Raw genomic sequence first — 26,023 nt, 5'->3', positions numbered from 1 at the left:
CGGAGTGAACGCACCACTGGTGTTCGGGTTGTCATGCCAATGGCACTGCCCGGTAGCTAAGTGCGGAAAAGATAAGTGCTGAAAGCATCTAAGCACGAAACTTGCCCCGAGATGAGTTCTCCCTGACTCCCAGAGAGTCCTGAAGGGACGTTGAAGACGACGACGTTGATAGGCCGGGTGTGTAAGCGCAGCGATGCGTTGAGCTAACCGGTACTAATGACCCGTGAGGCTTAACCTTACAACGCCAGAGGCGTTTTTGAGAGACAGATTTTCAGCCTTGTACCGGATATTCTGCGCGGCCATCAGCGGCGGCGCGGAGAACAGAATTTGCCTGGCGGCTGTAGCGCGGTGGTCCCACCTGACCCCATGCCGAACTCAGAAGTGAAACGCCGTAGCGCCGATGGTAGTGTGGGGCCTCCCCATGCGAGAGTAGGGAACTGCCAGGCATCATATAAGTGAAGAAGCCCCGCACGAAAGTGCGGGGCTTTTTTACGTCTGCAGATCGTGAAAAACACGAAAACCTCTTTGCTTCAGCGCTTTTGCAGCCAGTCACCAATAAAATCTGCAACGTTGTCCGGACTATTTATATCCAGCACCGGCACATTTAGCGCTAATTTTTGGTCGCTGGCGACAGCGATCACTTGTTCATCAAGCAGTTCCTCGATCCCACCCTTGATCCCGGCACGCCAGAGAACAATTTTAGGCACCGATTCCTCTTTAAAGCCCTCAACCAGCACTATCTCCAGCACAGAGTGATCCATGCGGCTGAGCAGATAAGGCAGATCAATCGACTGCTTTTCCGGCGTCTCACACATCAAGGCCCATCGCTCTCTGTTAGCTACAATCACCTGACTGGCTCCTGCTTTTCTGAGCAGATAACTATCTTTGCCTGGCGTATCTACGTCCATCTCATGATGCGTGTGCTTAATGAGTCCGGCGCGAATCCCTTTATTAAGAAGAATCGGTATCACCTGCTGTAATAGTGTCGTTTTGCCGGTTCCACTCCAGCCGACAATCGCGAGTAAGGGTAATGACATATCAACCTCTCTAATTCAGGTCATCAGGTGTATTGATATTGCGGAAAGCAGATTCATCATCATCCAGTTGCACAGCATGGCCGCCGTGGTCGCGCAGGAAGTGCATCAGACGTCGTTCACCGGCGTGAAGATAGTCATGAAGAGGTGCTGCCATCTCCCGATGAATCAGCGCCAGCGTCGGATGGTCGCGTGATTGTGAGCGGACCCAGACTGCAGGGGCGTCTCCACGTTGTTCAGCCAGTTTTTCAACGAAGTTAAGAGGCACTGCAGGCGTATCACAGGAGCAAAAAGCGGCCCATTCACTATCGATGGCGACTAATGCACTGTAGATACCGGCCAGCGGACCCGGGTAGCCATCAAAAACATCCTGCACAACCCGACACCCGCTTAACTGATAGCGATCAATATTACGATTGGCATTAATCATGACAATGTCGACTTGTGGCCTGAGCCGTTCAAGAACATGCTGATAAAGCGGCCTGCCATCCAGTTGCACTAATCCTTTGTCCTGACCACCCATACGGCGGCCCTGACCTCCGGCCAGAATGATGCCGGTCAATATTGTCATGGCTGTGCCCTCGCTGATGACGCACTGTGAATAACGGAGAGACCTCAATGAAATGCCATCGTTTAAACGAGTTGATCGAACTGCTGCAACCCGCCTGGCAAAAAGAGCCTGACCTGAATCTGGTCACATTTTTGCAGAAACTGGCGCAGGAATCTGGTTTCAGTGGCCCGTTAAGTGAATTAACTGACGATGTATTAATTTACCATCTTAAAATGCGTGATTCCGCCAGCGATGATGCGATCCCAGGCCTGAAAAAAGATTATGAAGTTGATTTCAAAACCGCACTGCTCCGCGCACGGAGTATCATTAAACAGGACGAGTAGTGTTATCCTTGGCTGCTATTTGCAAGGGCAAACACAGGTAACATGATGAGCGACGCTGCTTTTAACTTCCAGACATTGAATCCCGATGTATTGCTTGATGCGCTCTGGGATACAGGAATTCGCGTCGAATCAGGTCTGACAGCCCTGAACAGCTATGAGAACCGGGTTTACCAATTCAGCGATGATGAAAAACGTCGCTATGTCGCGAAGTTTTATCGCCCACAGCGCTGGCGTGCTGAACAGATTGCTGAAGAGCATCAGTATGCGCTGGATCTGCTGGCTGATGAGGTGCCCATCGCCGCGCCACTGCGGTTAAAGGGTGAGACACTGCACAGCCACGCTGGCTTTTTCTTTGCCGTATTTCCCAGTCTCGGCGGACGGCAATATGAGACAGACAACGAAGATCAGATGGAATGGGTAGGCCGCTTTTTGGGTCGCATTCATCAGACCGGGCGCAAAGCGCTGTTCAGCCATCGTCCTGCCATCGGTCTTGATGAGTACCTGCATGAACCCCGGCAGGCGCTGGAGCACTCACAATTAGTGCCTGCCTCGCTTAAGGCCGGGCTGCTACAGGCGATCGATAAGCTGGGTAACACGCTGCAGCAACAGTGGCATACTACGTGGCAGCCGCTACGATTACATGGCGACTGCCATCCGGGGAATATCCTGTGGCGCGATGGACCGCTATTTGTCGATCTGGATGATGCGCGTAATGGCCCGGCAGTACAGGATCTGTGGATGCTCATCAGCGGCGATCGGCAGGAACAGCGTATACAGTGGGATATCCTGCTGGAGGCTTACAGTGAATTCAGTGATTTTGATATTAATGAATTGTCACTGATTGAACCTTTACGCGCTATGCGCATGGTTTATTATCTGGCCTGGGTTGTCCGACGCTGGCAGGATCCCGCTTTTCCGCGCGCTTTCCCCTGGATGACAGATGACGATTTCTGGCGCAGGCAAATTTCACTCTTTACCGAGCAGGAGAAGCTGTTGCAGGAACCTCCTCTGCAGCTGACACCGCAATATTAACGACGTAGTCAGGAGAAGTTTTCACGATGAAAAAAATTTGGTTTGCACTGATGGGTTTAGTGCTGGCATTCAGCGCGTCTGCTGCCCAGTTCACTGAAGGTAAACAGTATGTGAGTCTGCCAAAACCTGTGGCCAGTGAACCTCAGGTGATGGAGTTCTTCTCCTTCTTCTGCCCGCACTGCTATCAGTTTGAACGTATTTATCATGTTAATGACGCGGTAAAAAAGAATCTGCCTGCTGACACAAAGCTGGTGAAATACCACGTCGATTTCCTTGGTGGTGATCTGGGACCGGTTGTGACTCAGGCCTGGGCTGTCGCCATGGCGCTGGGCGTTGAAGATAAGGTGACAGCACCGATCTTTGATGGCATTCAGAAAACCCAGACCATTACCGATCCTGCCAGTCTGAAAGAGACTTTTGTCAAAGCGGCCGGTATCTCCGCTGCTGACTACGATGCTGCCTGGAACAGTTTTGCCGTAAAAGCGCTGGTTGCACAACAGCAGAAAGCGGCTGCGGATGTTGATCTGCGTGGCGTGCCAGCCATGTTCGTTAATGGCAAATATATGGTAAACAACGGCGGCCTCAATACCAGCTCTATGGACAATTTCGTTGCTGATTACGCGAACGTGGTTAAATTCCTCGTAAGCCAGAAGTAATCTGCTTTACCACCCCATCTGACGCCAGCGCTGCTGGCGTTTTTTTATGCCATTAAACAGAGACGTAAATTTTGTCCATCTCCAGGGCATAAATTTAATATCCACACAAGGGATCACGTAATTAAAAATGGCGATCGGGTCACGGAAATTAAATAAGCTAATGAAAATTATGCATTTTATTAATAGTTAAATCATTTAAGATCCTGAATAACAGCGCGTTATAATTTTTACGCACAAAGTTATCCACAGAACGATCGTTGCGATCTTTCCTCCAGAACCGTTAAAAACGCGACATATCCTGCGCCTTAGTTCACCATTTCCGCCAGCTTGTGGCATCCTTATAGACCAACCCATAGCAACGAAGACAACAAAGACTTATGGCGCAAATAGCAGAAAATCCCCTCATTCTGGTCGATGGCTCATCCTATCTTTATCGCGCGTATCACGCGTTTCCGCCGCTGACCAATAGTGCAGGTGAACCCACTGGCGCCATGTATGGCGTGCTCAACATGCTGAAAAGCCTGCTGGCGCAATATAATCCGAGTCACGTTGCAGTGGTATTCGATGCCAAAGGCAAAACCTTCAGGGACGAGCTGTTCGAGCATTATAAATCTCACCGTCCACCGATGCCCGACGAACTGCGGGCGCAAATCGAGCCGCTGCATGAGATGGTGCGGGCAATGGGTCTGCCGTTACTGGCTGTGAGCGGCGTAGAGGCCGACGATGTTATCGGTACGCTGGCACTTGAAGCCGAGAAAAAGGGTCTCTCGGTGTTAATCAGCACAGGCGACAAAGATATGGCGCAGCTGGTCACGCCAGCCATCACGCTGATTAACACCATGAGCAATACTATTCTGGGACCGGAAGAGGTTGAGCAGAAATATGGTGTGCCGCCAGCTTTGATCATCGATTTTCTGGCCATGATGGGCGACAGCTCAGATAACATCCCTGGCGTACCGGGTGTCGGTGAGAAAACCGCACAGGCTCTGCTGCAGGGTCTGGGCAGCATGCAGACCATCTATGACAATCTGGACAAGGTAGCCGATCTCGGCTTTCGTGGTGCCAAAACCATGGCGACCAAGCTTGAGCAGAATCGTGACGTAGCCTTTCTCTCTTACCAGCTGGCGACCATTAAGACCGACGTTGAGCTGGCGCTGCCCTGTGAAGAGCTTACGGTCACTGAACCCGATGTCGAAGCATTGCAGGCCCTGTTCAGCCGGTACGAATTCAAACGCTGGCTGAGTGACCTGCAGGATGGGAAATGGCTGCAGGGCAAGAAGAGCAATACTCAGGCACAGAAAGCGCTCTCCGATGAGCCGGTTCCTGTGCCTGAAACCAGCAGCGTATTACCGACCGAGAATTATGTCACCATTCTGGATCAGGATCTTTTCGACAGCTGGCTGGAGAAGCTGAAAAACAGCGAGGTTTTTGCCTTTGATCTGGAGACCGACGCGCTGGATACCCTGAGCGCTAACATCGTAGGCATCAGCTTCGCAATTGCGCCCGGTGAAGCCGCCTATCTTCCGGTTGCCCACGACTATCTCGATGCGCCTGATCAACTGGATCGCGCGGCCGTTCTGGCACAGCTCAAGCCCCTGCTGGAAGATGACAGCGCCTGGAAAGTGGGCCAGAACCTGAAATACGATCGTGGCGTACTGAAAAACTACGATATTGAACTGGCCGGTATCAAATTCGACACCATGCTTGAGTCCTATATTCTTAACAGCGTGGTGGGTAAACATGACATGGATAGCCTGGCTGCTCGCTGGCTTAACCACAAAACGGTCACCTTTCAGGAGATCGCCGGTAAAGGCAAAAATCAGCTGACGTTCAATCAAATCGCATTGGAGCAGGCATCCCATTATGCTGCCGAAGATGCTGATGTGACTCTGCAGTTGCATCTGAAGATGTGGCCAGAGCTGGAGAAAGAAGCGGGCCCGAGAAAAGTCTTCGAGCAGATTGAGATGCCGTTACTGACGGTAATTTCCAGGATTGAGCGCAATGGCGTGTTAATCGATCAGGCTATTCTGGCGCAACACTCGAAAGAGCTGACTGCCCGACTGGCTGAGCTTGAATTAAAAGCGCATGAGCTGGCGGGGGAACCCTTCAACCTTTCATCCACCAAACAGCTTCAGGTGATCCTGTTTGAAAAGCAGGGTATCAAACCCACTAAAAAAACACCGGGCGGCGCACCGTCAACCAGCGAAGAGGTGTTAGCAGAGCTGGCGCTCGACTATCCGCTGCCCAAAGTGATTCTGGAGCATCGCGGCTTATCCAAACTTAAGTCGACCTATACGGATAAATTACCGCTGATGATCAACCCACTGAGCGGGCGTGTGCACACCTCTTATCATCAGGCCGTTACCGCAACCGGTCGCTTATCCTCTGCCGACCCGAATCTGCAAAACATTCCTGTGCGTAATGACGAAGGACGCCGAATCCGTCAGGCCTTTGTGGCGGCCAAAGGCTACCGCATTGTGGCGGCAGACTATTCACAAATCGAACTGCGTATCATGGCGCATCTCTCTCAGGACAAAGGATTGCTGGACGCTTTTGCCCAGGGCGAAGATATTCACCGTGCTACGGCATCCGAAGTATTTGGTGTGGCGCTGGATAAGGTCAGCGGCGAACAACGCCGTAGTGCGAAAGCGATCAACTTCGGTCTGATCTATGGCATGAGCGCATTTGGTCTGTCGCGTCAGCTGAACATTGGCGCAGGCGAAGCGAAAAAGTATATGGATCTCTACTTTGAACGCTATCCGGGCGTAATGCGCTACATGGAGAACACTCGTCAGCTGGCGGCAAGTAAAGGCTATGTCGAAACAATTGAAGGCCGTCGACTGTGGTTGCCGGATATTAAATCCAGCAACGCCATTCGCCGGAAAGCTGCAGAACGCGCCGCGATCAATGCGCCAATGCAGGGAACGGCAGCAGATATTATCAAGCGGGCAATGATTGACGTGGATAAGTGGCTGGAACAGCAAAACGACAATGCCGTCCGAATGATCATGCAGGTTCACGATGAACTGGTGTTCGAAGTAAAAGCGGAGACCGTTGAAGCAGCCAGCCAGAAAATCCGTGCGCTGATGGAGGGTAGCGTGCAGCTCGATGTGCCTTTACTGGTTGAAGTCGGGGTAGGTGACAACTGGGATGAAGCCCACTGATTCACGGCTTCAGGTCGGTTCCACAGAACGGAATCGGCCCTTAATCAGGTATAAGTAAATCGTTTAATTACCGGGTTTAACCCGGCCAGCGCTGGTACTGAGATTACGCGCTTTTCTAACTGCTTATCGGCTAAACACTTTTTTCGTTATTTAACTACACCGCAACGCTATTTTTGTGATGTATATGGTAAAAAAAGCCCTGTTTGATGTAAGTAAGCAACAAAAAAGCCTTTGTCACGCACAGAAAATCAGGTAAAGTTCGTCGCGTAGGGTACAGAGGTAAGATGTTCTATCTTTCAGACCTTTTACTTCACGTAATCGGATTTGGCTGAATTTAGCCGCCCCAGTCATTCTGTGACTGGGGCATTTTTTATTGGGCTTTTTGCACCGCCAGCTTCAGTGGTACAGCGTTGCCCCTTACTCTTCCCCGTCCTGATCCTCAACCGCCGGTTCAAGCGTATTAAACCAACTGTCCAGCTTCTGACGAACCTTATCCACGCCGATTTTCTTCAGCGAGGAGAAGAGTTCTACCTGCACATCACCCACAAATTCGAGTGCGGCTTCACGTACGACATTGAGCTGCGCTTTGCGAGCACCTGAGGCCAGTTTGTCTGCTTTAGTCAGAAGCAACAGCACCGGAATACCGCTTTCCACTGACCACTGAATCATCTGTCGGTCAAGGTCTTTCAGCGGGTGACGGATATCCATCAATACGACCAGTCCTTTCAGTGCCTGACGTTTTTGCAGGTATTCCCCTAACGCACGTTGCCACTTTAGCTTCATCTCTTCCGGTACTTCGGCATAACCGTAACCGGGCAGGTCGACCAGACGCTTACCCTCTTTCACTTCGAAAAGGTTGATCAGCTGCGTACGTCCCGGCGTTTTACTGGTACGTGCCAGACCCTTCTGATTGGTTAACGTATTCAGCGCACTCGATTTTCCCGCGTTCGAACGGCCAGCAAAAGCCACTTCAATTCCGGTATCGGCAGGCAGATGACGGATATCCGGCGCGCTCATGACAAAGTGGGTAACGTGATAATTCAATTCAGACAAGGTAACACTCCAGAAAACACATTAAGGCAATGGCGGCGATTATACGCGTTATGGCGCGAAAGTGCTCAATCACATCTCGATAACAACGTGTGTAAGTGATTGGCCATTAAGGTTGCGGGTTATCTCGTTTTTTACTTTAATTATTAAAAATAAAAAATATTAAAATTCAGTTAGTTGTATTTAATCGTTCTTTTTTTGAACTAACTATTTTTGACACCGACTTGAGGCTTTTACCAGTTGGTCTACATTATTGTGCAGTGAATGGCAGCACACATCAGGATGATGCGCTCAGGGATGTCAGGAAGACAACGAGCGGTGGAATGGAAACGGTCAGGGATACGGCCAGACAGGGATAAGGAAAAGCTCAGGAGTTGAGCAGGCGCGGGATTGACCGGGATGTTACGAGCCGAAAAGGACTTAAAACATGATTCCTTCTTATGAAGGTATGAAATAAGGCGACAGCTTAAGCTGTCGCCTTTTTTCTTTGTCTGGTTTCTGCTAGATTTCGCCGCAATTCTATACTGAATAAAAAAAGCCGGGACCGAATACTATGAAGCAACCTGCACGAGCTGCGAACGGCAAACCTGCCGCCAAAGCCAAACGCAAATCGCGTGACGATATCAACCATGAATCACGCGATCGTAAACGTGATAAAAAGCATCGCGGACACGCATCTGGCAGCCGTGCTAATCCGGCTGCGTCCGAAAGCAACGGCGGACGTCAGGAGAGCAACGTAAAAGATCCGCGTATCGGAAGTAAAAAACCGGTGGCCCTGATTGCTGAGGGGAAAACCGCAGCCGTTAAGCCAAAGAAAAGCGTGGCAAAATCAGCAGCTGAGAAGAAAGTGCGTCTGACGCCTGAAGAAGAGCTGGCGAAGCTGGAAAATGACGAGCGTCTGGACGCGCTGCTGGATCGTCTGGAAAATGGCGAAACGCTGTCGGCTGAAGATCAGGGCTGGCTGGATGCCTCGCTGGATCGTATCGACGAACTGATGGAGCAGTTAGGCATTGTGATGGATGACGCCGACGATGAGCAGGCTGAAGAAGATATGTACCGTCTGCTGAAGGGCAACTAAGCAGATTTGATCGGCATGCGGTTTCCGCATGCCGTACTTATCAGGTAAACAACAATGTTTTGGCCTGGATCAATTTTCGCGCTGCTGGCGACATGTTATCTGCTGTGGTTATTGTTTAAACTACGACGCCTGTCGCGGCTGAAGCAACGTTTACGTCGGGTCTCAACCCGCTCACCTTTCATCTCCTCTTCTTCGCGACCTTCTCTCAGACGACGTCACCGGAAGGAGTGAGCATGCCATCGCAGCAGATTGAGTGGGATCAGGCGTTAATTGAAAAGTATAATTATGCCGGCCCGCGTTACACCTCTTATCCCACCGCTCTGGAGTTCAGCGAGCACTACGCGGAAAGCGATTTTCAGCGAGCCGTGGTGCGTTACCCTCATCGTCCGCTGTCACTCTACGTCCATATTCCTTTCTGCCATCGTCTCTGCTACTTCTGCGGCTGTAATAAGATTGTGACCCGTCAGCGCCACAAAGCGGACCGTTATCTGGATGTGCTTGAGCAGGAGATTATTCAGCGTGCGCCGCTGTTTCGTCAGCGTCAGGTCACGCAGCTTCACTGGGGCGGCGGCACGCCAACCTTTCTCGACAATGCGCAGATTTCACGGCTGGTGGGTTTACTGAAGCAGCACTTCAGCGTGGCTGATGATGCTGAAATGTCGATCGAGGTTGATCCCCGTGAAATTGCGCTGGATATGATCGATCATTTGCGATCGCTGGGATTCAATCGTCTCAGTATGGGGGTGCAGGATTTCAATAAATCGGTGCAGGAACGGGTTAACCGGGTACAGGACGAAGAGGTGATATTCGGCCTGATGGCGCGTGCCCGTGACCAGGGCTTCAGTTCTGTCAGCATCGACCTGATCTATGGCTTGCCCCTGCAGACACCCGCCAGCTTTGCCTGGACGCTGGAACGGGTACTGGCACTCAATCCCGATCGCCTTAGTGTGTTTAATTATGCGCATCTGCCGGCCATGTTCGCGGCACAGCGTAAAATTAAAGAGGATGAACTGCCATCCGCTCAGCAAAAGCTGGATATTTTACAGCAGACCATCGCGACGCTGACTCAGCACGACTACCAGTTTATCGGGATGGATCACTTTGCAAAGCCGCAGGATGAACTGGCCATCGCACAGCGGAAAGGTCAGCTGCATCGCAATTTCCAGGGATACACGACGCAGGGCGACAGCGATTTACTGGGGCTTGGCGTCTCAGCCATCAGTATGACGGGCGACAGCTATGCGCAGAACCAGAAAGACCTCAACACCTGGTACAAGAGTGTGGAACAGCAGGGGAATGGCCTGTGGCGCGGCATTGCCTTAACGGACGATGATTGCCTGCGTCGTGACGTGATTAAGACGCTGATCTGTAACTTCTCGCTGGATTTTGCCGCGACAGAAGCGCAATGGGGAATCTGCTTCAGCGACTATTTTGCTGAAGATCTGGCGTTGCTGAAACCGTTAATTGCCGATGGGCTGGTGGTACAAACGGCTGGCGGGCTGGAGGTGACGGGGATTGGCCGGTTACTGATCCGCAATATCTGCATGTGTTTTGATCGTTATCTTCGTCAGAAAGCGCGTCAGCAGCAGTTCTCACGCGTTATCTAGAGAAACGGGCTGGCAGACCACACCAGCCCGTACTGAACCGCTTATTCCATGCCAAGCTCTTTCAGCTTGCGCGTCAGCGTGTTTCGTCCCCAGCCCAGCAGACGTGCTGCTTCCTGCTTGTGGCCTTGCGTATGACGCAGCGCAGTGGTGAGCAGCGTACGCTCCATCTCTGGCTGGGCTTCTGACAGCAGATTCTGATGACCGGAACGCAGGGCGCGGTCGGCCCACTGTGCCAGCAGGGTTGCCCAGCTGTCAGGCAGCGACTGCACCGGATTTTCCGGGGTACTGGATTCAAAAAGTTCCCCGGGCAGATCCTGAATCAGTACTTCCTGGCCCGCCGCCATCACGGTCAGCCAGCGACAGGTGTTCTCCAGCTGACGGACGTTACCGGACCAGTGAAGCCGGGTTAAGGCTGTCTCGGTTTCCGGATGCAGAATCTTCGCTTCTACCCCCAGCTCACGGGCCGCCACCTGCAGGAAATAACGTGCCAGACGCGGGATGTCCTCACGACGCTCACGCAGCGGTGGCAGATGCACGCGAATCACATTCAGGCGGTGGAAAAGGTCCTCACGAAACTTGCCTTCCTGCACGCGTAATTCCAGATTCTGGTGGGTCGCCGCGATAATACGCACATCCACTTTGACCGGTGCATAGCCACCAACGCGATAGAATTGACCATCGGCCAGCACGCGCAGCAGACGGGTCTGCACATCCAGCGGCATATCACCGATTTCATCCAGAAACAGCGTGCCGCCATCCGCCTGCTCAAAACGGCCCTGACGGATCTGGTTTGCGCCGGTAAAAGCACCTTTCTCGTGACCGAACAATTCGGACTCAATCAAATCTTTGGGAATCGCCGCCATGTTCAGCGCGATAAAAGGCGCTTTGGTGCGCGGGCTGTGCCGGTGCAGCGCATGGGCGACCAGCTCTTTACCGGTGCCCGACTCACCATTGATCAGGACGCTGATCGAGGAGCGTGACAGCCGCCCGATGATGCGGAACACATCCTGCATCGCGGGCGCTTCCCCGATAATATCGGTGGTCGGTCCGCTGACCGGCTGATTACGCGGCTGCTGCTGCTCCTGATAGTGACTAATGGCTCGTTCGACCAGCGCAACCGCCTCATCGATATCGAACGGCTTGGGCAGGTAATCAAACGCCCCCTGCTGATAGGCGCTGACGGCTGCGTCCAGATCCGAATGTGCCGTCATTATGATGACCGGAAGCATCGGATGACGCTGTTTAATCTGTTTCAGCAGCGCCAGGCCATCCATACCGGGCATGCGAATATCTGACAGTAAAACGTCCGGGGTCTTGGTTGAGAGGGCATCCAGCACCTCGCTTGCGCTGTCAAACGTCGCGCAGCTTAAACCGGCTCCAGTGAGCGCGCGTTCAAGCACCCAGCGGATGGAGCTATCGTCATCGACGATCCAGACTATCCCTCGTTGCATAGAAACCTCACTGGCGAATAGGCAGGTAAACCGAAAATTCGGTGTGTCCCGGCCAACTGTTAAATTCTATTTTTCCTGAATGTTGATCAATCAGGCTACGGGCGATGGAGAGGCCTAAACCGGTTCCGCCTTCACGTCCGCTGACCATCGGATAGAAGAGCGTATCCTGCAGCTGGGCCGGAATACCGGGGCCATCATCTTCAATATCAATACGTGCCACCAGGCGATAACGTGTGCCGTGCAGCGTCAACTGGAAAGCGGTGCGGGTGCGGATAACAATGGTGCCGCCATCATCGCCCAGCGCCTGAAGTGCGTTGCGAACCACGTTAAGCAGTACCTGTTCGATCTGGTCGGGGTCATGCGGCAGTTCCGGCAGGCTGGGGTCGTAATCCCGAACCAGCGAAACATTCTCCGGCAGCTCCATTGACACCAGATTGACCACGCGTTCGGCCACCTGATGAATGCTCTGCGTGATGTGCATGCCTGGCTGTTGCGGTCCTAACAGACGATCCACCAGATTTCGTAACCGGTCGGCCTGTTCAATAATCACTTTGGTGTATTCATTCAGTGACGGATCGGGCAGGGCGCGGGATAGAAGCTGTGCCGCGCCGCGTAATCCGCCCAGCGGATTTTTAATCTCATGGGCCAGACCGCGAACCAGGTCACGAGCGGCCACCTGCTGCGCGTGCTGTAACTGCTCCTGACTGAGGCGACGCTGATTATCCATCGGTGCCATTTCCATCAGAATCAAGCCATCGGGTAACCGCTGGGCGGTCAGCGACATAATATGTGCGCGACCATCGACTACCAGCGTGACTTCACTGTCAGTAAATCCCTGGCCAGCCTCAAGACTCTCGCGCATCACCTCAATATTCAGCGAAAAGTAGCCGGTTAATTCCGGTAATGGTGTGCCGAACAATTTGCGTGAGCTTTGCGCCAGTAATTGCTGCGCCGCCGGGTTGGCGTAATGGATAACCAGATCGTTATCCACCAACAAAATACTGTTGATTAACGCGTTGAGAATCTGCCCCGCATCGGGCAGAGAGCCAGTTGCCATACAACGTTCCTCTGCACCAGTCAGGTGCATTTTAGTCTTTAAGCCGAAAAGAGGGCGAATGAACGGTGAATTCGCGGAGAAAAAAGCCCATCCGAAGATGGGCTAAAAGTTTCCACGGCAACAAAAACGTCTGACCAGTTAAACGCTGTAGTAAAGCTCGAACTCAACCGGGTGTGGCGTCATGCGAACGCGATCCATCTCTGCTTTACGCAGTTCGATGTAAGCATCGATCGATTCGTCTGTGAATACACCGCCACGGGTCAGGAACTCGCGGTCTTCATTCAGTGCATTCAGTGCTTCTTCCAGCGAGCCTGCAACTTTTGGAATCTCAGCTTCTTCTTCCGGTGGCAGGTCATACAGGTTCTTATCCATCGCGTCGCCAGGATGAATTTTGTTGATGATGCCATCCAGGCCAGCCATCAGCAGCGCGGTGAACGCCAGGTATGGGTTAGCGGCTGGATCCGGGAAGCGCGCTTCAATACGACGGGCTTTCGGGCTGGCAACAACCGGAATACGGATTGAGGCAGAACGGTTACGGGCAGAGTAAGCCAGCATAACCGGTGCTTCGTAACCCGGGACCAGACGCTTGTAAGAGTTGGTTGTCGGGTTCGCCAGGGCGTTGATCGCTTTCGCGTGCTTGATGATACCGCCGATGTAGAACAGCGCCATTTCAGACAGGCCGCCGTACTTATCACCGGCAAACAGGTTCTGGCCACCTTTAGAGAGTGACATGTGGCAGTGCATGCCTGAACCGTTGTCGCCAAACATTGGCTTCGGCATAAAGGTCGCCGTTTTGCCGTAAGCGTGCGCAACGTTGTGAACGACATATTTGTAGATCTGAATTTCGTCTGCTTTTTTGGTCATGGTATTGAAGCGGGTTGCCACTTCGTTCTGACCTGCGGTCGCCACTTCGTGGTGATGCGCTTCAACAACCAGGCCCATCTGCTCCATGGTCAGACACATGGCAGAGCGGATGTCCTGTGATGAGTCAACCGGTGGAACCGGGAAGTAACCGCCTTTCAGACCTGGACGGTGACCTTTGTTACCGCCTTCGTACTCTTTACCGGTGTTCCATGCCGCTTCGATATCATCGATAGCCACATGTGAGCCGGATGTTGATGAACCGAAACGGATGTCATCGAACAGGAAGAATTCGGGTTCTGGTCCAAACAGCACGGTGTCCGCGATGCCGGAAGAGCGCAGGTAATCTTCAGCGCGCTTGGCGATAGAGCGTGGATCGCGATCGTAGCCCTGCATAGTGCCTGGCTCAAGAATGTCACAACGGATGATCAGCGTAGAATCTTCGAAGAAAGGATCCATGACTGCCGTGGTAGCGTCAGGCATCAGCACCATGTCTGATTCGTTAATGCCTTTCCAGCCGCCAATAGACGAACCATCGAACATTTTGCCTTCTTCGAAGAAGTCAGCGTTAACCTGGTGAGCAGGGATCGTAACGTGCTGTTCTTTACCTTTGGTATCGGTAAAACGCAGGTCAACAAACTTAACTTCATGCTCGTTCATCATCGAGAGAACGTGTTCAGCGGACATACTCAACTCTCCTGGAAATGGTCTTTCATTATCTACATGGCGAGGAAACGTCGTTTCCGGAATGCGTTTGGGAAAACCACTCCCTGACTCATCTTTTCCGGCACGCTCTTCAACCGACATCTGACTGGCGTTTACGCTTGTATTAGATAAAGCGAATTCTGTGCCAACTTTTTTGATGTTGCTTAAATCGCCTTGTGATGCACCTTTTTGTCATAAAGCGCCTGCACCACGATGGTCTTAATGCACCATTAAGGTGCTTAACGGTGTTTTATTAGCACTATTTTGGTGCATGGGACCAACTTAGTGCATTTTCTGCACCGGGAACAGGGCAAATTTGCGCCGATGCAATAAACTTTCAGTGAAAAGTGTGATCCTGTTCAGTCTTCCGCTTAATCCGTGTACAATACCGCGCTATTTCTAATGCCTGAGGCAAAGCTGTGATCGAAAATTTGCGTAACATCGCCATCATCGCGCACGTTGACCATGGAAAGACCACCCTGGTTGACAAACTGCTGCAACAATCCGGTACTTTTGATGCCCGTACCGAAGCAACAGAGCGCGTGATGGACTCCAATGATTTGGAGAAAGAGCGTGGGATTACCATCCTCGCAAAAAACACCGCCATTAAGTGGAATGACTACCGTATCAACATCGTTGATACCCCAGGACACGCCGACTTCGGTGGTGAAGTTGAGCGCGTCATGTCCATGGTGGACTCGGTGCTGCTGGTTGTAGATGCGATGGATGGCCCTATGCCGCAAACCCGCTTCGTGACCAAAAAAGCGTTCGCGCATGGTCTGAAGCCGATTGTGGTTATCAACAAAGTAGACCGCCCGGGTGCGCGTCCGGATTGGGTTGTGGATCAGGTATTTGACCTGTTCGTAAACCTGGATGCCACTGACGAGCAGCTCGACTTCCCTATCATTTTCGCCTCTGCGCTGAATGGTATTGCAGGTCTTGAGCACACCGATATGGCTGACGATATGACCCCGCTGTACCAGGCTATCGTTGATCACGTTTCACCTCCGCAGGTTGAAGTTGAAGCGCCACTGCAGATGCAAATCTCTCAGCTGGACTACAACAACTACCTGGGCGTGATCGGCATCGGCCGCATCAAGCGTGGTAAAGTGAAGCCTAACCAGCAGGTCACTATCATCGATAGCGAAGGCAAAACCCGTAACGCTAAAGTCGGTAAAGTCCTGACTCATCTGGGTCTTGAGCGTATCGACAGCGATCTGGCAGAAGCGGGCGATATCATTGCTATCACCGGTCTGGGCGAGCTGAACATCTCTGACACCATCTGTGACACGCAGAATGTGGAAGCGCTGCCAGCCCTGAGCGTTGATGAGCCAACCGTAACCATGTTCTTTAACGTCAACACCTCACCGTTCTGCGGTAAAGAAGGTAAGTACGTGACTTCACGTCAGATCCTTGAGCGTCTGAACAAAGAACTGGTTCACAACGTGGCACTGCGTGTTGAAGAAACTGAAGATTCTGACGCCTTCCGCGTATCGGGTCGTGGTGAACTTCACCTGTCAGTTCTGATCGAAAACATGCGTCGTGAAGGTTTCGAACTGGCGGTATCCCGTCCGAAAGTTATCTTCCGCGAATTCGAAGGCCGTAAACAGGAGCCATTCGAGAACGTTACGCTGGATATCGAAGAGACGCATCAGGGTTCCGTTATGCAAGCCATGGGTGAGCGTAAGGGCGATCTGAAAAACATGGATCCGGATGGTAAAGGGCGCGTACGTCTCGACTACGTGATCCCAAGCCGTGGTCTGATCGGCTTCCGTAACGAATTCATGACCATGACGTCCGGTACCGGTCTGCTCTACTCCACCTTCAGCCACTACGACGATATCCGTCCAGGCGAAGTGGGCCAGCGTCAGAACGGCGTACTGATCTCTAACGGTCAGGGTAAAGCCGTCGCGTTCGCCCTGTTCGGTCTGCAGGATCGCGGTAAGCTGTTCCTGGGTCACGGTGCAGAAGTCTATGAAGGCCAGATCATTGGTATTCACAGCCGTTCTAACGACCTGACTGTAAACTGTCTGACCGGTAAGAAGCTGACCAACATGCGTGCTTCCGGTACTGATGAAGCAACGACACTTGTTCCACCGCAGAAAATGACGCTGGAACAGGCGATCGAGTTCATCGATGATGACGAACTGGTTGAAGTAACACCGCTGTCAGTGCGTATCCGTAAACGTCACCTGACTGAAAACGACCGTAAACGTGCTTCACGTGGTCCTAAAGACGCATAAGTGCGCCTTTAACTGATAAAAAGCCCCGCATGCGGGGCTTTTTTTTGCCTGAAATTCCGGCTTCTCCAGTCGGGCCAGTAAATATTTGGGTGCGTTCTCTCCACCTTCTGGCGTTTACGCTTTTCTCTCCACGCGTGCCTGTTCAGCCTGCACTTTTGCCGCTAGAGTGAATACTCCAGGGAACAGAAGGAGACACACCATGCTGTATATCTTTGATTTGGGCAATGTGATTATTGATATCGACTTTAACCGCGTGCTGGGTGTCTGGAGTGACCTTAGCCGTGTGCCACTGGCCTCGCTACAAAGCCATTTCCAGATGGATGAAGCGTTTGAACAACACGAACGTGGAGAACTCAGCGATGAAGACTTCGCGCTGGCGCTGTGTGAAAAGCTGGAAATCGCGCTGAGTTATGAACAGTTTACTGCTGGCTGGCAGGCGGTCTTCGTAGATGTGCGTCCTGAAACCCTGGCGCTGATGAACCGGCTGCGACTTGAAGGTCATCGGGTGGTGATTCTCTCTAACACCAATAAGCTGCATTGTGAATTCTGGCCAACGCAGTATCCCGACGTACAGCAGGCGGCTGACAAACTCTATCTCTCGCAGGAGCTGGGTATGCGTAAACCGGAAGCCCGGATTTATCAGCATGTGCTGGACGCGGAGGGTGTGACTGCCGATCAGGCGGTGTTTTTCGACGATAACCCGGAGAATATTGAGGCGGCGCGCGCCCTGGGCATTGAAAGTGTACTGGTTACTGACAGTAAAACGGTACCTGACTGGTTTGCAGGTCAACCGTAACTCATGATGTCACGTAAATTTCGTCCCGGGCTGCATGCGTTCTGGTTGTGGCTCAAATTGTTGTGGAAACGCATTGATGAGGATGGCATGACGACGCAGGCCGGTAATCTGGCTTATGTCTCATTGCTGGCGCTGGTGCCGCTGATTGCGGTGGTGTTTGCCCTGTTTGCGGCGTTCCCGGTCTTCTCTGATATCAGCGTGCAGTTGAAACAGTTTGTCTTTAACAACCTGATGCCGGCTGCAGGCAACACGCTGCAACGCTATCTTGAGCAGTTTGTGGCTAACGTAAACCGGATGACGGCGGTTGGGGCCGTCGGCCTGATCGTGACAGCCTTACTGCTGATGCATTCGGTTGATACCGCATTAAATACCATCTGGCGCAGCAATAAGAAGCGGCCAATGGTTTACTCCTTTGCGGTCTACTGGATGATCCTGACGCTCGGCCCGCTGCTGGCGGGTGCCAGCCTGGCGATAAGCTCCTATCTGTTGTCACTGCGCTGGATTAACGCGACCGGCGTTACCAGCCTGGTCGATCAGATGCTGCGCATTTTCCCGCTTCTGCTGTCGTGGCTCGCCTTCTGGTTGCTCTACAGCATTGTGCCTACCCAGCGGGTACCGCCGCGCGATGCGCTGATTGGCGCGCTGGTGGCGGGTGCGCTGTTTGAGCTGGGTAAAAAGGGCTTTGCGCTCTATGTTACTATGTTCCCCTCTTATCAGCTGATCTACGGCGTACTGGCCGTGATCCCCATTCTGTTTCTCTGGGTCTACTGGACCTGGTGTATTGTGTTGTTAGGCGCTGAAATTACCGTCGCGTTAGCCGACTATCGGCAGTTAAAACAGCAGCACAAAGAAGAACAACGCGAGGAAACATGATTGCATTGATTCAACGCGTGCAGCGCGCCAGCGTCAGCGTCGATCAGAACGTAATCGGCGAAATCGGTGCCGGTTTACTGGTTTTGCTGGGCGTGGAAAAGGGTGATGACAATGCGCGTGCGGAACGTCTCGCAGAACGCGTACTGGGCTATCGCATCTTTAGTGATGAACAGGGCAAAATGAACCTGAGTGTCCGCCAGGCGGGCGGAAGCGTGCTGGTGGTATCGCAGTTTACGCTGGCCGCAGATACGCAAAAAGGGATGCGCCCCTCCTTTTCAGGTGGCGCGGAGCCTGCCGAGGCCGAACGCCTGTATGAATACTTCAGCGACTGCTGTCGTCAGCAGGGCATGATCACGGCAAATGGCCGTTTTGCTGCGGATATGCAGGTCTCGCTGGTGAATGATGGTCCTGTAACCTTCTGGTTACAGGTGTGAGATCGCAAGCGGAGCGGCAGGGGACAGGCCACCTGGCCGAGCGGGAGAAACATTACATGTATCATCTTCGCGTGCCACAGACGGCGGAAGAGCTGGATATCTATTATCAGTTCCGCTGGGAGATGTTGCGTAAACCGCTGCGTCAGCCGCAGGGGTCGGAACGTGACGCCTGGGATGCCCTGGCGCATCATCAGATGGTGGTTGATGAGCAGGGAAATCCGGTCGCCATTGGCCGTCTCTACATCAATGCTGATAATGAGGCCGCTATCCGCTTCATGGCTGTTCATCCATCTGTACAGGGCAAAGGGCTAGGTACGCTGATGGCCATGACCCTGGAGTCGGTAGCGCGTCAGGAAGGCGCGAAGCGGGTAACCTGTAGTGCCCGCGAAGATGCGGTCGCTTTCTTCGCCAAGCTCGGCTACATCAATCAGGGTGAGATTACCGCGCCGCAGACGACGCCGGTACGCCACTTTCTGATGATCAAGCCGGTCATTACGCTTGATGATATCCTGCATCGCGCCGACTGGTGCGGTCAGCTACAACAGGCCTGGTATGATCATATTCCGCTCAGCGAGAAGATGGGTGTGCGTATCCTGCAGTTTACCGGGCAGAAATTTATCACCACCATGCCTGAAGCGGGCAATCAGAATCCACATCACACCCTGTTTGCTGGCAGCCTTTTCTCGCTGGCCACGCTGACCGGCTGGGGATTGATCTGGTTGCTGCTGCGCGAGCGCCATCTCGGCGGCACCATTATTCTGGCAGATGCGCACATTCGATATAGCCACCCGATCAGCGGACGGCCTGGCGCGATTGCCGACCTCGGCTCACTAAGTGGCGACCTTGACCGTCTGGCTCGCGGGCGTAAAGCTCGCGTGCAGCTTGAAGTGGAGCTGTTTGGCGATGATGAATGTGGCGCGGTGTTTGAGGGCGTTTACATCGTTCTGCCCGCCGATCCGGATGGGCCGCTGGAAGAGGGGGGTTCCGGCGCACGTATCAACTAATCATAAGGGCCGCATCTGCGGCCCTTAAGTTATCAACGTACCTCTCCAGCCTGCATAGTCTGCTGCACCTGCTGACTGTCCGTTGTCACCGACAGCGTGGCATTGACCGTCGGCCGTAATGGCTGGCCTGCGGCTAAAGCGCCGCTCAGTTGCAGCTGCATATTACTGTCACCGGTTAACGGCAAGACGGGCCATCCCCAGTTCTGCAACACATTCACCGGCACTGCACGACCCGTCAGTTGCAGCGTCAGCGGGCGCGCTGGCTGCTGGCCGACGGTAGCCGTCCCTTCCAGCAGGCCCTTGTTACTGAACGCACTCAGCTCAGTCACCTGAATCTGTTGTGGGTCGGCACTCAGCGCAATCGACGGGTGACGCAGATCGGTGCGGTTAAAGGTCGACTCTGCCGCGTTCAGGCTGAGCTTACCCGACCAGATCCCCCACTGATGCTGCTGCGCCAGCAGCAGGTTCTCGCCGGATCCATCCAGTGAAGTCAGCTGGAAGGGAAACGCCGGATTGATGTCGATAATCAGGTTACGATTAGAGGTGAAACGCGTCACCGCTACGCTATCCAGCCACGCGGGCAGTGCCGCCTGCCAGCGGTCGCGCCAGTCCTGCGGCAGGGTATATTCCAGGCCGGCAACAGCCAGATTTTTCAGCGTCAGGCGTTTATCGCTGCGTGACCAGTCACCGTCAGCCCGAATGACCCCATTCGCCCAGCGTGAACTGAACTGCGTCAGCGCCAGGCCCTGCGGCGAGAAATCCAGGTTAACGATAGGATCATTAAGCTCGAATCCACCGTTGATAAAATTACTGGCATTCAGCGCCAGCGAACCATCATTACTCTGCCAGTCATCGCCCTGCCAGTTAACGTTTCTCAGCGTCAGATCAAGATCTGTCACCGCCCAGTCAGGTCCCTGCAGGCGGGCATCGGTCATGTCGAAGCGCGTAATGGCAATCGAGGGAACCACCTGCAGGCTATGCAGGAAATCTTTCAGGCTGCTGGCGGTCTGCAGACGAATGTCATTCAGTCGCAACTGATTAATTTTCCAGTTGCCCTGGGCATCACGCTCACCGTTGCCGGTCATGGAGCCACGCGCCAGGTCGGCACCAATATTATCAAAGCGCATCCGGCCCTGGGAAACACTGCCCTGAATCAGGACGTTTTCAGCGGGCACCTTATTCAGCGTCATGCTGCCTGCACTCATCTGGAAGCGGGCATCGCGACCCAGCATATCGAGGGCTGTGGGTTTCCACGGCAGAATGCCACCATTAACCTGCTGAGCAAACAGCGGTAACGCGCTGTCAGGGCTGTCGATACGCATGTTATTGAGCTGCAGCCGGTCGGCCTGAATGGGTAGCGCACTGCCTGGCGTCAGATTGGCCAGATTCACTTCCCCGTCGCGCAATTCAAGGCTGCTGAAATGCAGTGGATCGCTGAACTGAATCAGAGCCAGACCGAGATCGACCTGTTTCGCTACCAGAACCGCAGGCTGCCCATCATGACCAAAGCTGAAGTCATCCAGAATGATATGAGAGGGAGAAGAGAAATTGTGTTCAATTTTACTCAGGGAGAGATGCCATTCAGTTTTGTCGCTCACCCAACGGCTAAACCAGCCTGCACCCCACTGGGTCTGCAGCAACACATAGATCACCACAAGGATGAAAAGCAGCAGCAAAAGTAAGGTGAGGAAAAACTTTCCAATAAATTTCATCGCATCCTTCCCGAGTTAAATCCGGTGAGAGGTTGTTATGCCTGAATTACCGTTACAGCTCAACAGCCTGGATGTAAATCCGAATAATTAGCAGGCAGGCCGAAGCCTGCCTGTGGACTTACTTCTCTTGCGGGAAAATCAGGTTGAGCACGATGGCGGTAATGCCACCTGCCGCAATGCCGGAAGAGAGCAGGGTTTTCAGCCACTCGGGCGCAAACTGCAGGATTAAGGGTTGCTGAGAAACACCCAGCCCCACCGCCAGCGACAGCGCGATGATCATGATGGCGCGACGGTTAAGCGGCTCGCGTGACACGATGCGAACGCCCGAGGCGGCGATGGTGCCGAACATCACAATGGTTGCGCCGCCGAGCACCGGCTCAGGAATGAGCTGAACCAGACCGCTGACCGCCGGGAACAGCCCCAGCACAATCAGCATCAGCGCGACCACAAAGCCCACGTAGCGGCTGGCCACGCCGGTCAACTGAATCACGCCATTGTTCTGACCGAAGCAGGAGTTAGGGAAGGTATTAAACAGCGCGGAGACAAAGGAGTTAAGACCATTCGCCAGCACGCCACCTTTCAGGCGTTTCATATAGAGCGGTCCGCTCACCGGCTGCTCTGAAACATCCGAGGTGGCGGTGATATCGCCGATGGTCTCCAGAGAGGTGACCATAAATACCAGCATCAGCGGGATAAGCAGATTCCAGTCGAAGCCCAGTCCGTAGTAGAGCGGAGTTGGCACCATGATTAACGGCTGATCGGCAGGAATACCTGTCGCAGGCAGCATGCCCATCGCCCAGGCCAGCAGATAGCCCACCGCCATGGCAATCACCAGGGAGGCGACGCGCAGGTAGGGATTCTTCTGTCGGTTCAGCAGCACGATCACCAGCAGCACGGCTCCGGCCAGCATCAGATTTTTCGGCGCGCCAAAGGTATGGTCGCTCATCGCACTGAAACCGCCGCCAATGGAGGTCAGGCCGACCTGAATCAGCGACAGGCCAATAATCATCACCACGATACCGGAAACCAGTGGGGTAATGATCCGGCGCGCCAGATGCAATACGCGCGACAGCACCATTTCGGTACAGGAGGCTACCATCAGCGTGCCAAACAGTGCCGCCATCATGGTGGGCACATCAGCACCGCCATTTTTCAGCGCCATCCCGCCCATAATCAGAGGCGTTACGAAGTTAAAGCTGGTGCCCTGAATCGACAACAGGCCCGAACCTACAGGTCCCCAGGTTTTGATTTGCAGCAGTGATGCCACGCCCGATGCAAACAGCGACATACTGATCACGTGCCGGGTATCTTCTGCAGGCAGGCCCAGCGCCTGACAAATCAGAATCGCAGGCGTAATAACCGCGACAAACATTGCCAGCAGGTGCTGACCGGCGGCAAACAGCGTTTGCGGCAGGGGGGGACGATCTTCAAGACGATAAATCAGTTCACTTTTCGTGGCGGAAGGCTGGTCTGGCTGAGGAGTGGTGGACATCTTCTGTTCTTCCCAAAAAATAGTGTGGCGATTGTAATCATCCGCAGGCTAAAAGCAATCGTTTGCCCGGTGAGGATAAAAAAGGCCGTACCAGAATGGAACGCACTCAGACGTTGGTATAGCGGGTGTTCTCTGGCAGCCAGCGTTCAATCAGGGCGCTGGCCTGCTCGGGATAGTGCTGGTGGATGTGGCGCGCCACGCGCTGAACTTCCGGCACCATCGCGGCATCACGTAGCAGGTCGGCTACTTTGAATTCAGCGTTGCCGGTCTGACGCGTGCCCAGCAGTTCACCCGGACCGCGAATCTCAAGATCGAACTGAGCAATGACAAAGCCATCATTGCTGTCGCGCAGCACCTGAAGACGCTTCTGCGCCGTCTTGCTCAGCGGCGCTTTATAGAGCAGCACACAGTGCGATGCTACAGCACCACGACCTACACGGCCACGCAGCTGATGCAGCTGCGCCAGCCCTAACCGCTCCGGGTTTTCGATAATCATCAGGCTGGCATTCGGCACGTCAACGCCGACCTCTATGACTGTCGTCGCCACCAGCAGCTGCAGCTCATTCGCTTTAAAGGCCTGCATCACCGCCTGCTTTTCCGCGGGCTTCATCCGGCCATGTACCAGTCCGATGTTCAAGTCGGGAAGCGCCATTTTCAGGGATTCCCAGCTGGCTTCTGCCGCCTGCGCTTCCAGCAATTCGGACTCTTCAATCAGGGTGCAGACCCAGTAGGCCTGACGTCCCTCGCGGCAGGCATGCTCAACCCGCGCTACAATCTCATCGCGTCGCGTATCGGGGATGGCGACGGTGGTCACCGGTGTACGTCCCGGTGGCAGCTCATCGATAGTTGAGGTATCCAGATCGGCATAAGCCGTCATCGCCAGGGTGCGCGGAATGGGTGTGGCGGTCATGATCAGCTGATGCGGATGGAAACCCTGTTCCTCGCCTTTTTCCCACAAAGCCAGTCGCTGGTGGACGCCGAACCGGTGCTGCTCATCAATAATGACCAGCGCCAGACCCTTGAACTGCACCTGCTCCTGAAACAGCGCGTGTGTGCCGACTACCATCGCCACCTGGCCGCTGGCTATTGCTTCCTGCTGTGCCTGGCGGGCTTTGCCTTTCTGTTTTCCGGCCAGCCAGCCCACTTCTATGCCCAGCGGCGCAAACCACTGACGGAAGTTACTGGCGTGCTGTTCCGCCAGCAGTTCGGTCGGTGCCATTAGCGCAACCTGTTTGCCATGGGCGATAACATTCAGCGCAGAGAGCGCGGCTACCAGCGTTTTACCCGAGCCGACGTCGCCCTGCACCAGCCGCATCATTGGGAAATCGTTGGCCAGATCTTTCTCTATCTCCGCCACCACGCGTTTCTGCGCATTGGTCGGTGAGAAGGGCAGCGCGGCCAGCAGCTGATCGCTAAGGTTGTGTCGCGGCGGCATCGGTAACGCGTAATAGCGCTGAGCACCGGCGCGTACCGCCAGCATGCTGAGGTTATGCGCCAGCAGCTCTTCCAGAATTAACCTGCGTTGCGCCGGATGACGGCCACTCTCCAGCTCACTGAGCCGGAGATCGGGCGGCGGACGATGCAGTGTGCGCAGTGCATCAGGCAGGCTGATCAAGCCGCCGCTCAGTTCCTTCGGCAGCAGCTCGGCAATCGGGCAGCTCTCCAGCAGCGTCAGCGCCTGATCGGTAAGATTACGCAGCGTGGCCTGTCGGATGCCTTCAGTGGTGGGATAAACCGGTGTTAAGGTCTCTTCCAGCGCTACATTGCTCTGTTCGCCCTGGATGCGGTATTCGGGATGAATGATCTCAGCGCCGCGCTGACCGCGCTTAATCTCGCCATAAGCGGTGACGCGCCGGCCCGGCGACAGGTTGTTCTTCATCCCGGCATTGAAGTTGAAGAAGCGCATGGTCAGGACACCACTGCCATCGCTGATCTGGCACACCATCATCCGGCGGCGACCAAAGGTGATGTCTGTGTGCAGCACTTCGCCTTCTACGGTGGCCCAGATACCGGGCAGCAGATCGTCAATGGCATAAAGCTGGGTACGATCTTCGTAGCGTAGCGGGAGATGAAGCAGGAGATCCTGAATGGTGTGCAGGTCAATTTTAGCCAGTTTTGCCGCCTGGCTGGCACCGACGCCGGTCAGGGTACTGAGCGGGATGGCATCCAGCAGACGGCCTTTCATCTTTTTTTACCGGTTGATTGCATGGTTGCCCACCAGCTGGGATCGGCGTCGACTTCGCCCTGGGCATTGATGCGCGGATAGGGTAAACCTTTCTGCTTCGCGACCCGCGCCAGCACCGGGAATCCGCCTTCAAACAGCAGGCGTTGCTGCTCATCATCATCCAGCAGGCTGTAATCGCGCAAATAAAAACCGGCATTCTGCCGCTGCCGCTGCGCTTCATAGAGGATCAGCGCACAGGCAACCGAAACATTCAGTGACTGCACCATTCCTGCCATGGGAATTACGATCTTCCGGTCAGCCAGCGCCAGTGCTTCTGCAGTGATGCCGGTTTTTTCCTGTCCCATCAGGATGCAGGTGGGAAGGGTATAATCGATCTCACGGAAATCCACGGCATCGTCAGAAAGATGAGTCGCCAGAACCTGCATCTTCTGCTGTTTAAGCCGTTTTACGGCATCGCCGATGGTGGGATGGGTGACCACTTTCACCCAGCTGTTGCTTCCGGCAGACGCGGAAGCCTGGGTGCGCATCCGCTGGCTGGGCCAGACAGCATGTACTTCGTGGATGCCCACAGCGTCGGCCGTGCGGATAACCGCCGACACATTGTGCGGCTTATGCACCTGCTCCATACAGACCGTCAGGTCGTGCTGGCGCAGTGCCAGCATCGCCTGAATCCGGGCAAAACGTTGATCGTTCAT

22 protein-coding genes and 2 rRNA genes are annotated in these 26,023 nt (G+C 53.9%); 14 read left to right on the top strand and 10 right to left on the bottom strand.

Annotated features, from left to right (window positions below; genetic code table 11):
* Nucleotides 1-238 (top strand): 23S ribosomal RNA (locus tag F3I20_RS19185); the annotation flags it as partial.
* 92 nt (nt 239-330) lie between these two features.
* Nucleotides 331-446, top strand: a 5S ribosomal RNA gene (gene rrf, locus F3I20_RS19180).
* Between the two features lie 84 nt (nt 447-530).
* On the opposite strand, the gene mobB is transcribed toward rrf, so the two are convergent.
* Together mobB and mobA are read right to left on the bottom strand one after the other, a co-directional pair.
* Nucleotides 531-1,037 (bottom strand): molybdopterin-guanine dinucleotide biosynthesis protein MobB, encoded by a 507-nt coding sequence (gene mobB / locus F3I20_RS19175; protein WP_150013861.1) that lies wholly within the window; start codon nt 1,035-1,037, stop codon nt 531-533.
* Nucleotides 1,038-1,047: 10 nt separating this feature from the next.
* On the bottom strand, nt 1,048-1,605 hold the full coding sequence (gene mobA / locus F3I20_RS19170) for a molybdenum cofactor guanylyltransferase MobA (RefSeq protein WP_150013863.1): 558 nt from the start codon (nt 1,603-1,605) through the stop codon (nt 1,048-1,050).
* Between the two features lie 47 nt (nt 1,606-1,652).
* On the opposite strand from mobA, the gene F3I20_RS19165 reads away from it, so the two are divergent.
* From F3I20_RS19165 to spfP, 5 genes are all read left to right on the top strand, one after another.
* On the top strand, nt 1,653-1,928 hold the full coding sequence (locus F3I20_RS19165) for a YihD family protein (RefSeq protein WP_150038094.1): 276 nt from the start codon (nt 1,653-1,655) through the stop codon (nt 1,926-1,928).
* Nucleotides 1,929-1,973: 45 nt separating this feature from the next.
* Nucleotides 1,974-2,960 (top strand): serine/threonine protein kinase, encoded by a 987-nt coding sequence (locus tag F3I20_RS19160; protein WP_150014052.1) that lies wholly within the window; start codon nt 1,974-1,976, stop codon nt 2,958-2,960.
* 26 nt (nt 2,961-2,986) lie between these two features.
* The gene (gene dsbA / locus F3I20_RS19155; protein WP_150013867.1) at nt 2,987-3,616 is read left to right on the top strand and encodes a thiol:disulfide interchange protein DsbA; all 630 of its coding nucleotides are present in this window, start codon (nt 2,987-2,989) and stop codon (nt 3,614-3,616) included.
* A gap of 377 nt (nt 3,617-3,993) precedes the next feature.
* Complete coding sequence (gene polA / locus F3I20_RS19145; RefSeq protein WP_150013869.1) at nt 3,994-6,780, top strand: DNA polymerase I; 2,787 nt, start codon at nt 3,994-3,996, stop codon at nt 6,778-6,780.
* Nucleotides 6,781-7,064: 284 nt separating this feature from the next.
* Nucleotides 7,065-7,112, top strand: coding sequence for a small protein SpfP (gene spfP / locus F3I20_RS24605; protein WP_071892919.1), 48 nt, complete (start codon nt 7,065-7,067; stop codon nt 7,110-7,112).
* 85 nt (nt 7,113-7,197) lie between these two features.
* Here the strand turns inward: spfP and yihA are convergent, their stop codons facing one another.
* On the bottom strand, nt 7,198-7,833 hold the full coding sequence (gene yihA, locus F3I20_RS19140; RefSeq protein ID WP_013359537.1) for a ribosome biogenesis GTP-binding protein YihA/YsxC: 636 nt from the start codon (nt 7,831-7,833) through the stop codon (nt 7,198-7,200).
* 550 nt (nt 7,834-8,383) lie between these two features.
* Between yihA and yihI the strand changes: the two genes are divergently transcribed.
* Both yihI and hemN read left to right on the top strand, forming a co-directional pair.
* The gene (gene yihI, locus F3I20_RS19135; RefSeq protein ID WP_150013871.1) at nt 8,384-8,908 is read left to right on the top strand and encodes a Der GTPase-activating protein YihI; all 525 of its coding nucleotides are present in this window, start codon (nt 8,384-8,386) and stop codon (nt 8,906-8,908) included.
* 233 nt (nt 8,909-9,141) lie between these two features.
* A complete protein-coding gene (gene hemN, locus F3I20_RS19130) occupies nt 9,142-10,515 on the top strand; it encodes an oxygen-independent coproporphyrinogen III oxidase (RefSeq protein WP_150013873.1) in 1,374 nt (457 codons plus the stop codon).
* 41 nt (nt 10,516-10,556) lie between these two features.
* On the opposite strand, the gene glnG is transcribed toward hemN, so the two are convergent.
* The 3 genes from glnG to glnA all read right to left on the bottom strand — a co-directional run bounded on the left by glnG (nt 10,557) and on the right by glnA (nt 14,571).
* Nucleotides 10,557-11,966: a nitrogen regulation protein NR(I) gene (glnG, locus tag F3I20_RS19125; protein WP_010258440.1), complete on the bottom strand. Its 1,410-nt coding sequence runs from the start codon at nt 11,964-11,966 to the stop codon at nt 10,557-10,559.
* A 7-nt stretch (nt 11,967-11,973) separates the two neighbouring features.
* On the bottom strand, nt 11,974-13,023 hold the full coding sequence (gene glnL / locus F3I20_RS19120) for a nitrogen regulation protein NR(II) (protein ID WP_013359534.1): 1,050 nt from the start codon (nt 13,021-13,023) through the stop codon (nt 11,974-11,976).
* Between the two features lie 138 nt (nt 13,024-13,161).
* Nucleotides 13,162-14,571 carry a glutamate--ammonia ligase gene (gene glnA / locus F3I20_RS19115; RefSeq protein ID WP_013359533.1) on the bottom strand — a complete coding sequence of 470 codons (1,410 nt, stop codon included), beginning with the start codon at nt 14,569-14,571 and terminating at the stop codon, nt 13,162-13,164.
* A 437-nt stretch (nt 14,572-15,008) separates the two neighbouring features.
* Between glnA and typA the strand changes: the two genes are divergently transcribed.
* The 5 genes from typA to fabY all read left to right on the top strand — a co-directional run bounded on the left by typA (nt 15,009) and on the right by fabY (nt 19,939).
* Nucleotides 15,009-16,832, top strand: a complete 1,824-nt coding sequence (gene typA, locus F3I20_RS19110; protein ID WP_150013875.1) for a ribosome-dependent GTPase TypA — start codon at nt 15,009-15,011, stop codon at nt 16,830-16,832.
* Between the two features lie 199 nt (nt 16,833-17,031).
* Nucleotides 17,032-17,628 carry a glucose-1-phosphatase gene (gene yihX / locus F3I20_RS19105; RefSeq protein WP_013359531.1) on the top strand — a complete coding sequence of 199 codons (597 nt, stop codon included), beginning with the start codon at nt 17,032-17,034 and terminating at the stop codon, nt 17,626-17,628.
* A 3-nt stretch (nt 17,629-17,631) separates the two neighbouring features.
* Entirely contained in the window at nt 17,632-18,501 is an 870-nt protein-coding gene (locus F3I20_RS19100; RefSeq protein ID WP_033734547.1) for a virulence factor BrkB family protein, read from the top strand.
* Nucleotides 18,498-18,935: a D-aminoacyl-tRNA deacylase gene (dtd, locus tag F3I20_RS19095; protein WP_150013877.1), complete on the top strand. Its 438-nt coding sequence runs from the start codon at nt 18,498-18,500 to the stop codon at nt 18,933-18,935. The genes F3I20_RS19100 and dtd overlap by 4 nt, the downstream gene beginning before the upstream one ends.
* Nucleotides 18,936-18,991: 56 nt before the next feature.
* On the top strand, nt 18,992-19,939 hold the full coding sequence (fabY, locus tag F3I20_RS19090) for a fatty acid biosynthesis protein FabY (protein WP_150038095.1): 948 nt from the start codon (nt 18,992-18,994) through the stop codon (nt 19,937-19,939).
* A 32-nt stretch (nt 19,940-19,971) separates the two neighbouring features.
* Here fabY and F3I20_RS19085 read toward each other — a convergent pair whose 3' ends face one another.
* The 4 genes from F3I20_RS19085 to trmH all read right to left on the bottom strand — a co-directional run bounded on the left by F3I20_RS19085 (nt 19,972) and on the right by trmH (nt 26,023).
* A complete protein-coding gene (locus F3I20_RS19085; protein ID WP_150038096.1) occupies nt 19,972-21,651 on the bottom strand; it encodes an AsmA family protein in 1,680 nt (559 codons plus the stop codon).
* Between the two features lie 118 nt (nt 21,652-21,769).
* Complete coding sequence (locus F3I20_RS19075) at nt 21,770-23,143, bottom strand: nucleobase:cation symporter-2 family protein (RefSeq protein ID WP_150013883.1); 1,374 nt, start codon at nt 23,141-23,143, stop codon at nt 21,770-21,772.
* Nucleotides 23,144-23,249: 106 nt separating this feature from the next.
* Nucleotides 23,250-25,328: an ATP-dependent DNA helicase RecG gene (recG, locus tag F3I20_RS19070; RefSeq protein WP_150013885.1), complete on the bottom strand. Its 2,079-nt coding sequence runs from the start codon at nt 25,326-25,328 to the stop codon at nt 23,250-23,252.
* Nucleotides 25,325-26,023 (bottom strand): tRNA (guanosine(18)-2'-O)-methyltransferase TrmH, encoded by a 699-nt coding sequence (trmH, locus tag F3I20_RS19065; RefSeq protein WP_150038097.1) that lies wholly within the window; start codon nt 26,021-26,023, stop codon nt 25,325-25,327. Before trmH ends, recG begins: the two co-directional genes overlap by 4 nt.

Origin of the sequence: Candidatus Pantoea gossypiicola (assembly GCF_008632075.1) — a bacterium.
GTDB lineage: Bacteria > Pseudomonadota > Gammaproteobacteria > Enterobacterales > Enterobacteriaceae > Pantoea > Pantoea gossypiicola.
This window is presented reverse-complemented; position numbering and strand designations above follow the sequence as displayed.

Bases quoted from the DNA above. Each gene is read 5' to 3' on its own strand.
- mobB (WP_150013861.1), bottom strand. From the start codon at position 1,037: ATGTCATTACCCTTACTCGCGATTGTCGGCTGGAGTGGAACCGGCAAA.
- mobA (WP_150013863.1), bottom strand. From the start codon at position 1,605: ATGACAATATTGACCGGCATCATTCTGGCCGGAGGTCAGGGCCGCCGT.
- F3I20_RS19165 (WP_150038094.1), top strand. From the start codon at position 1,653: ATGAAATGCCATCGTTTAAACGAGTTGATCGAACTGCTGCAACCCGCC.
- F3I20_RS19160 (WP_150014052.1), top strand. From the start codon at position 1,974: ATGAGCGACGCTGCTTTTAACTTCCAGACATTGAATCCCGATGTATTG.
- dsbA (WP_150013867.1), top strand. From the start codon at position 2,987: ATGAAAAAAATTTGGTTTGCACTGATGGGTTTAGTGCTGGCATTCAGC.
- polA (WP_150013869.1), top strand. From the start codon at position 3,994: ATGGCGCAAATAGCAGAAAATCCCCTCATTCTGGTCGATGGCTCATCC.
- yihI (WP_150013871.1), top strand. From the start codon at position 8,384: ATGAAGCAACCTGCACGAGCTGCGAACGGCAAACCTGCCGCCAAAGCC.
- hemN (WP_150013873.1), top strand. From the start codon at position 9,142: ATGCCATCGCAGCAGATTGAGTGGGATCAGGCGTTAATTGAAAAGTAT.
- glnG (WP_010258440.1), bottom strand. From the start codon at position 11,966: ATGCAACGAGGGATAGTCTGGATCGTCGATGACGATAGCTCCATCCGC.
- glnL (WP_013359534.1), bottom strand. From the start codon at position 13,023: ATGGCAACTGGCTCTCTGCCCGATGCGGGGCAGATTCTCAACGCGTTA.
- glnA (WP_013359533.1), bottom strand. From the start codon at position 14,571: ATGTCCGCTGAACACGTTCTCTCGATGATGAACGAGCATGAAGTTAAG.
- yihX (WP_013359531.1), top strand. From the start codon at position 17,032: ATGCTGTATATCTTTGATTTGGGCAATGTGATTATTGATATCGACTTT.
- F3I20_RS19100 (WP_033734547.1), top strand. From the start codon at position 17,632: ATGATGTCACGTAAATTTCGTCCCGGGCTGCATGCGTTCTGGTTGTGG.
- dtd (WP_150013877.1), top strand. From the start codon at position 18,498: ATGATTGCATTGATTCAACGCGTGCAGCGCGCCAGCGTCAGCGTCGAT.
- fabY (WP_150038095.1), top strand. From the start codon at position 18,992: ATGTATCATCTTCGCGTGCCACAGACGGCGGAAGAGCTGGATATCTAT.
- F3I20_RS19085 (WP_150038096.1), bottom strand. From the start codon at position 21,651: ATGAAATTTATTGGAAAGTTTTTCCTCACCTTACTTTTGCTGCTGCTT.
- F3I20_RS19075 (WP_150013883.1), bottom strand. From the start codon at position 23,143: ATGTCCACCACTCCTCAGCCAGACCAGCCTTCCGCCACGAAAAGTGAA.
- recG (WP_150013885.1), bottom strand. From the start codon at position 25,328: ATGAAAGGCCGTCTGCTGGATGCCATCCCGCTCAGTACCCTGACCGGC.
- trmH (WP_150038097.1), bottom strand. From the start codon at position 26,023: ATGAACGATCAACGTTTTGCCCGGATTCAGGCGATGCTGGCACTGCGC.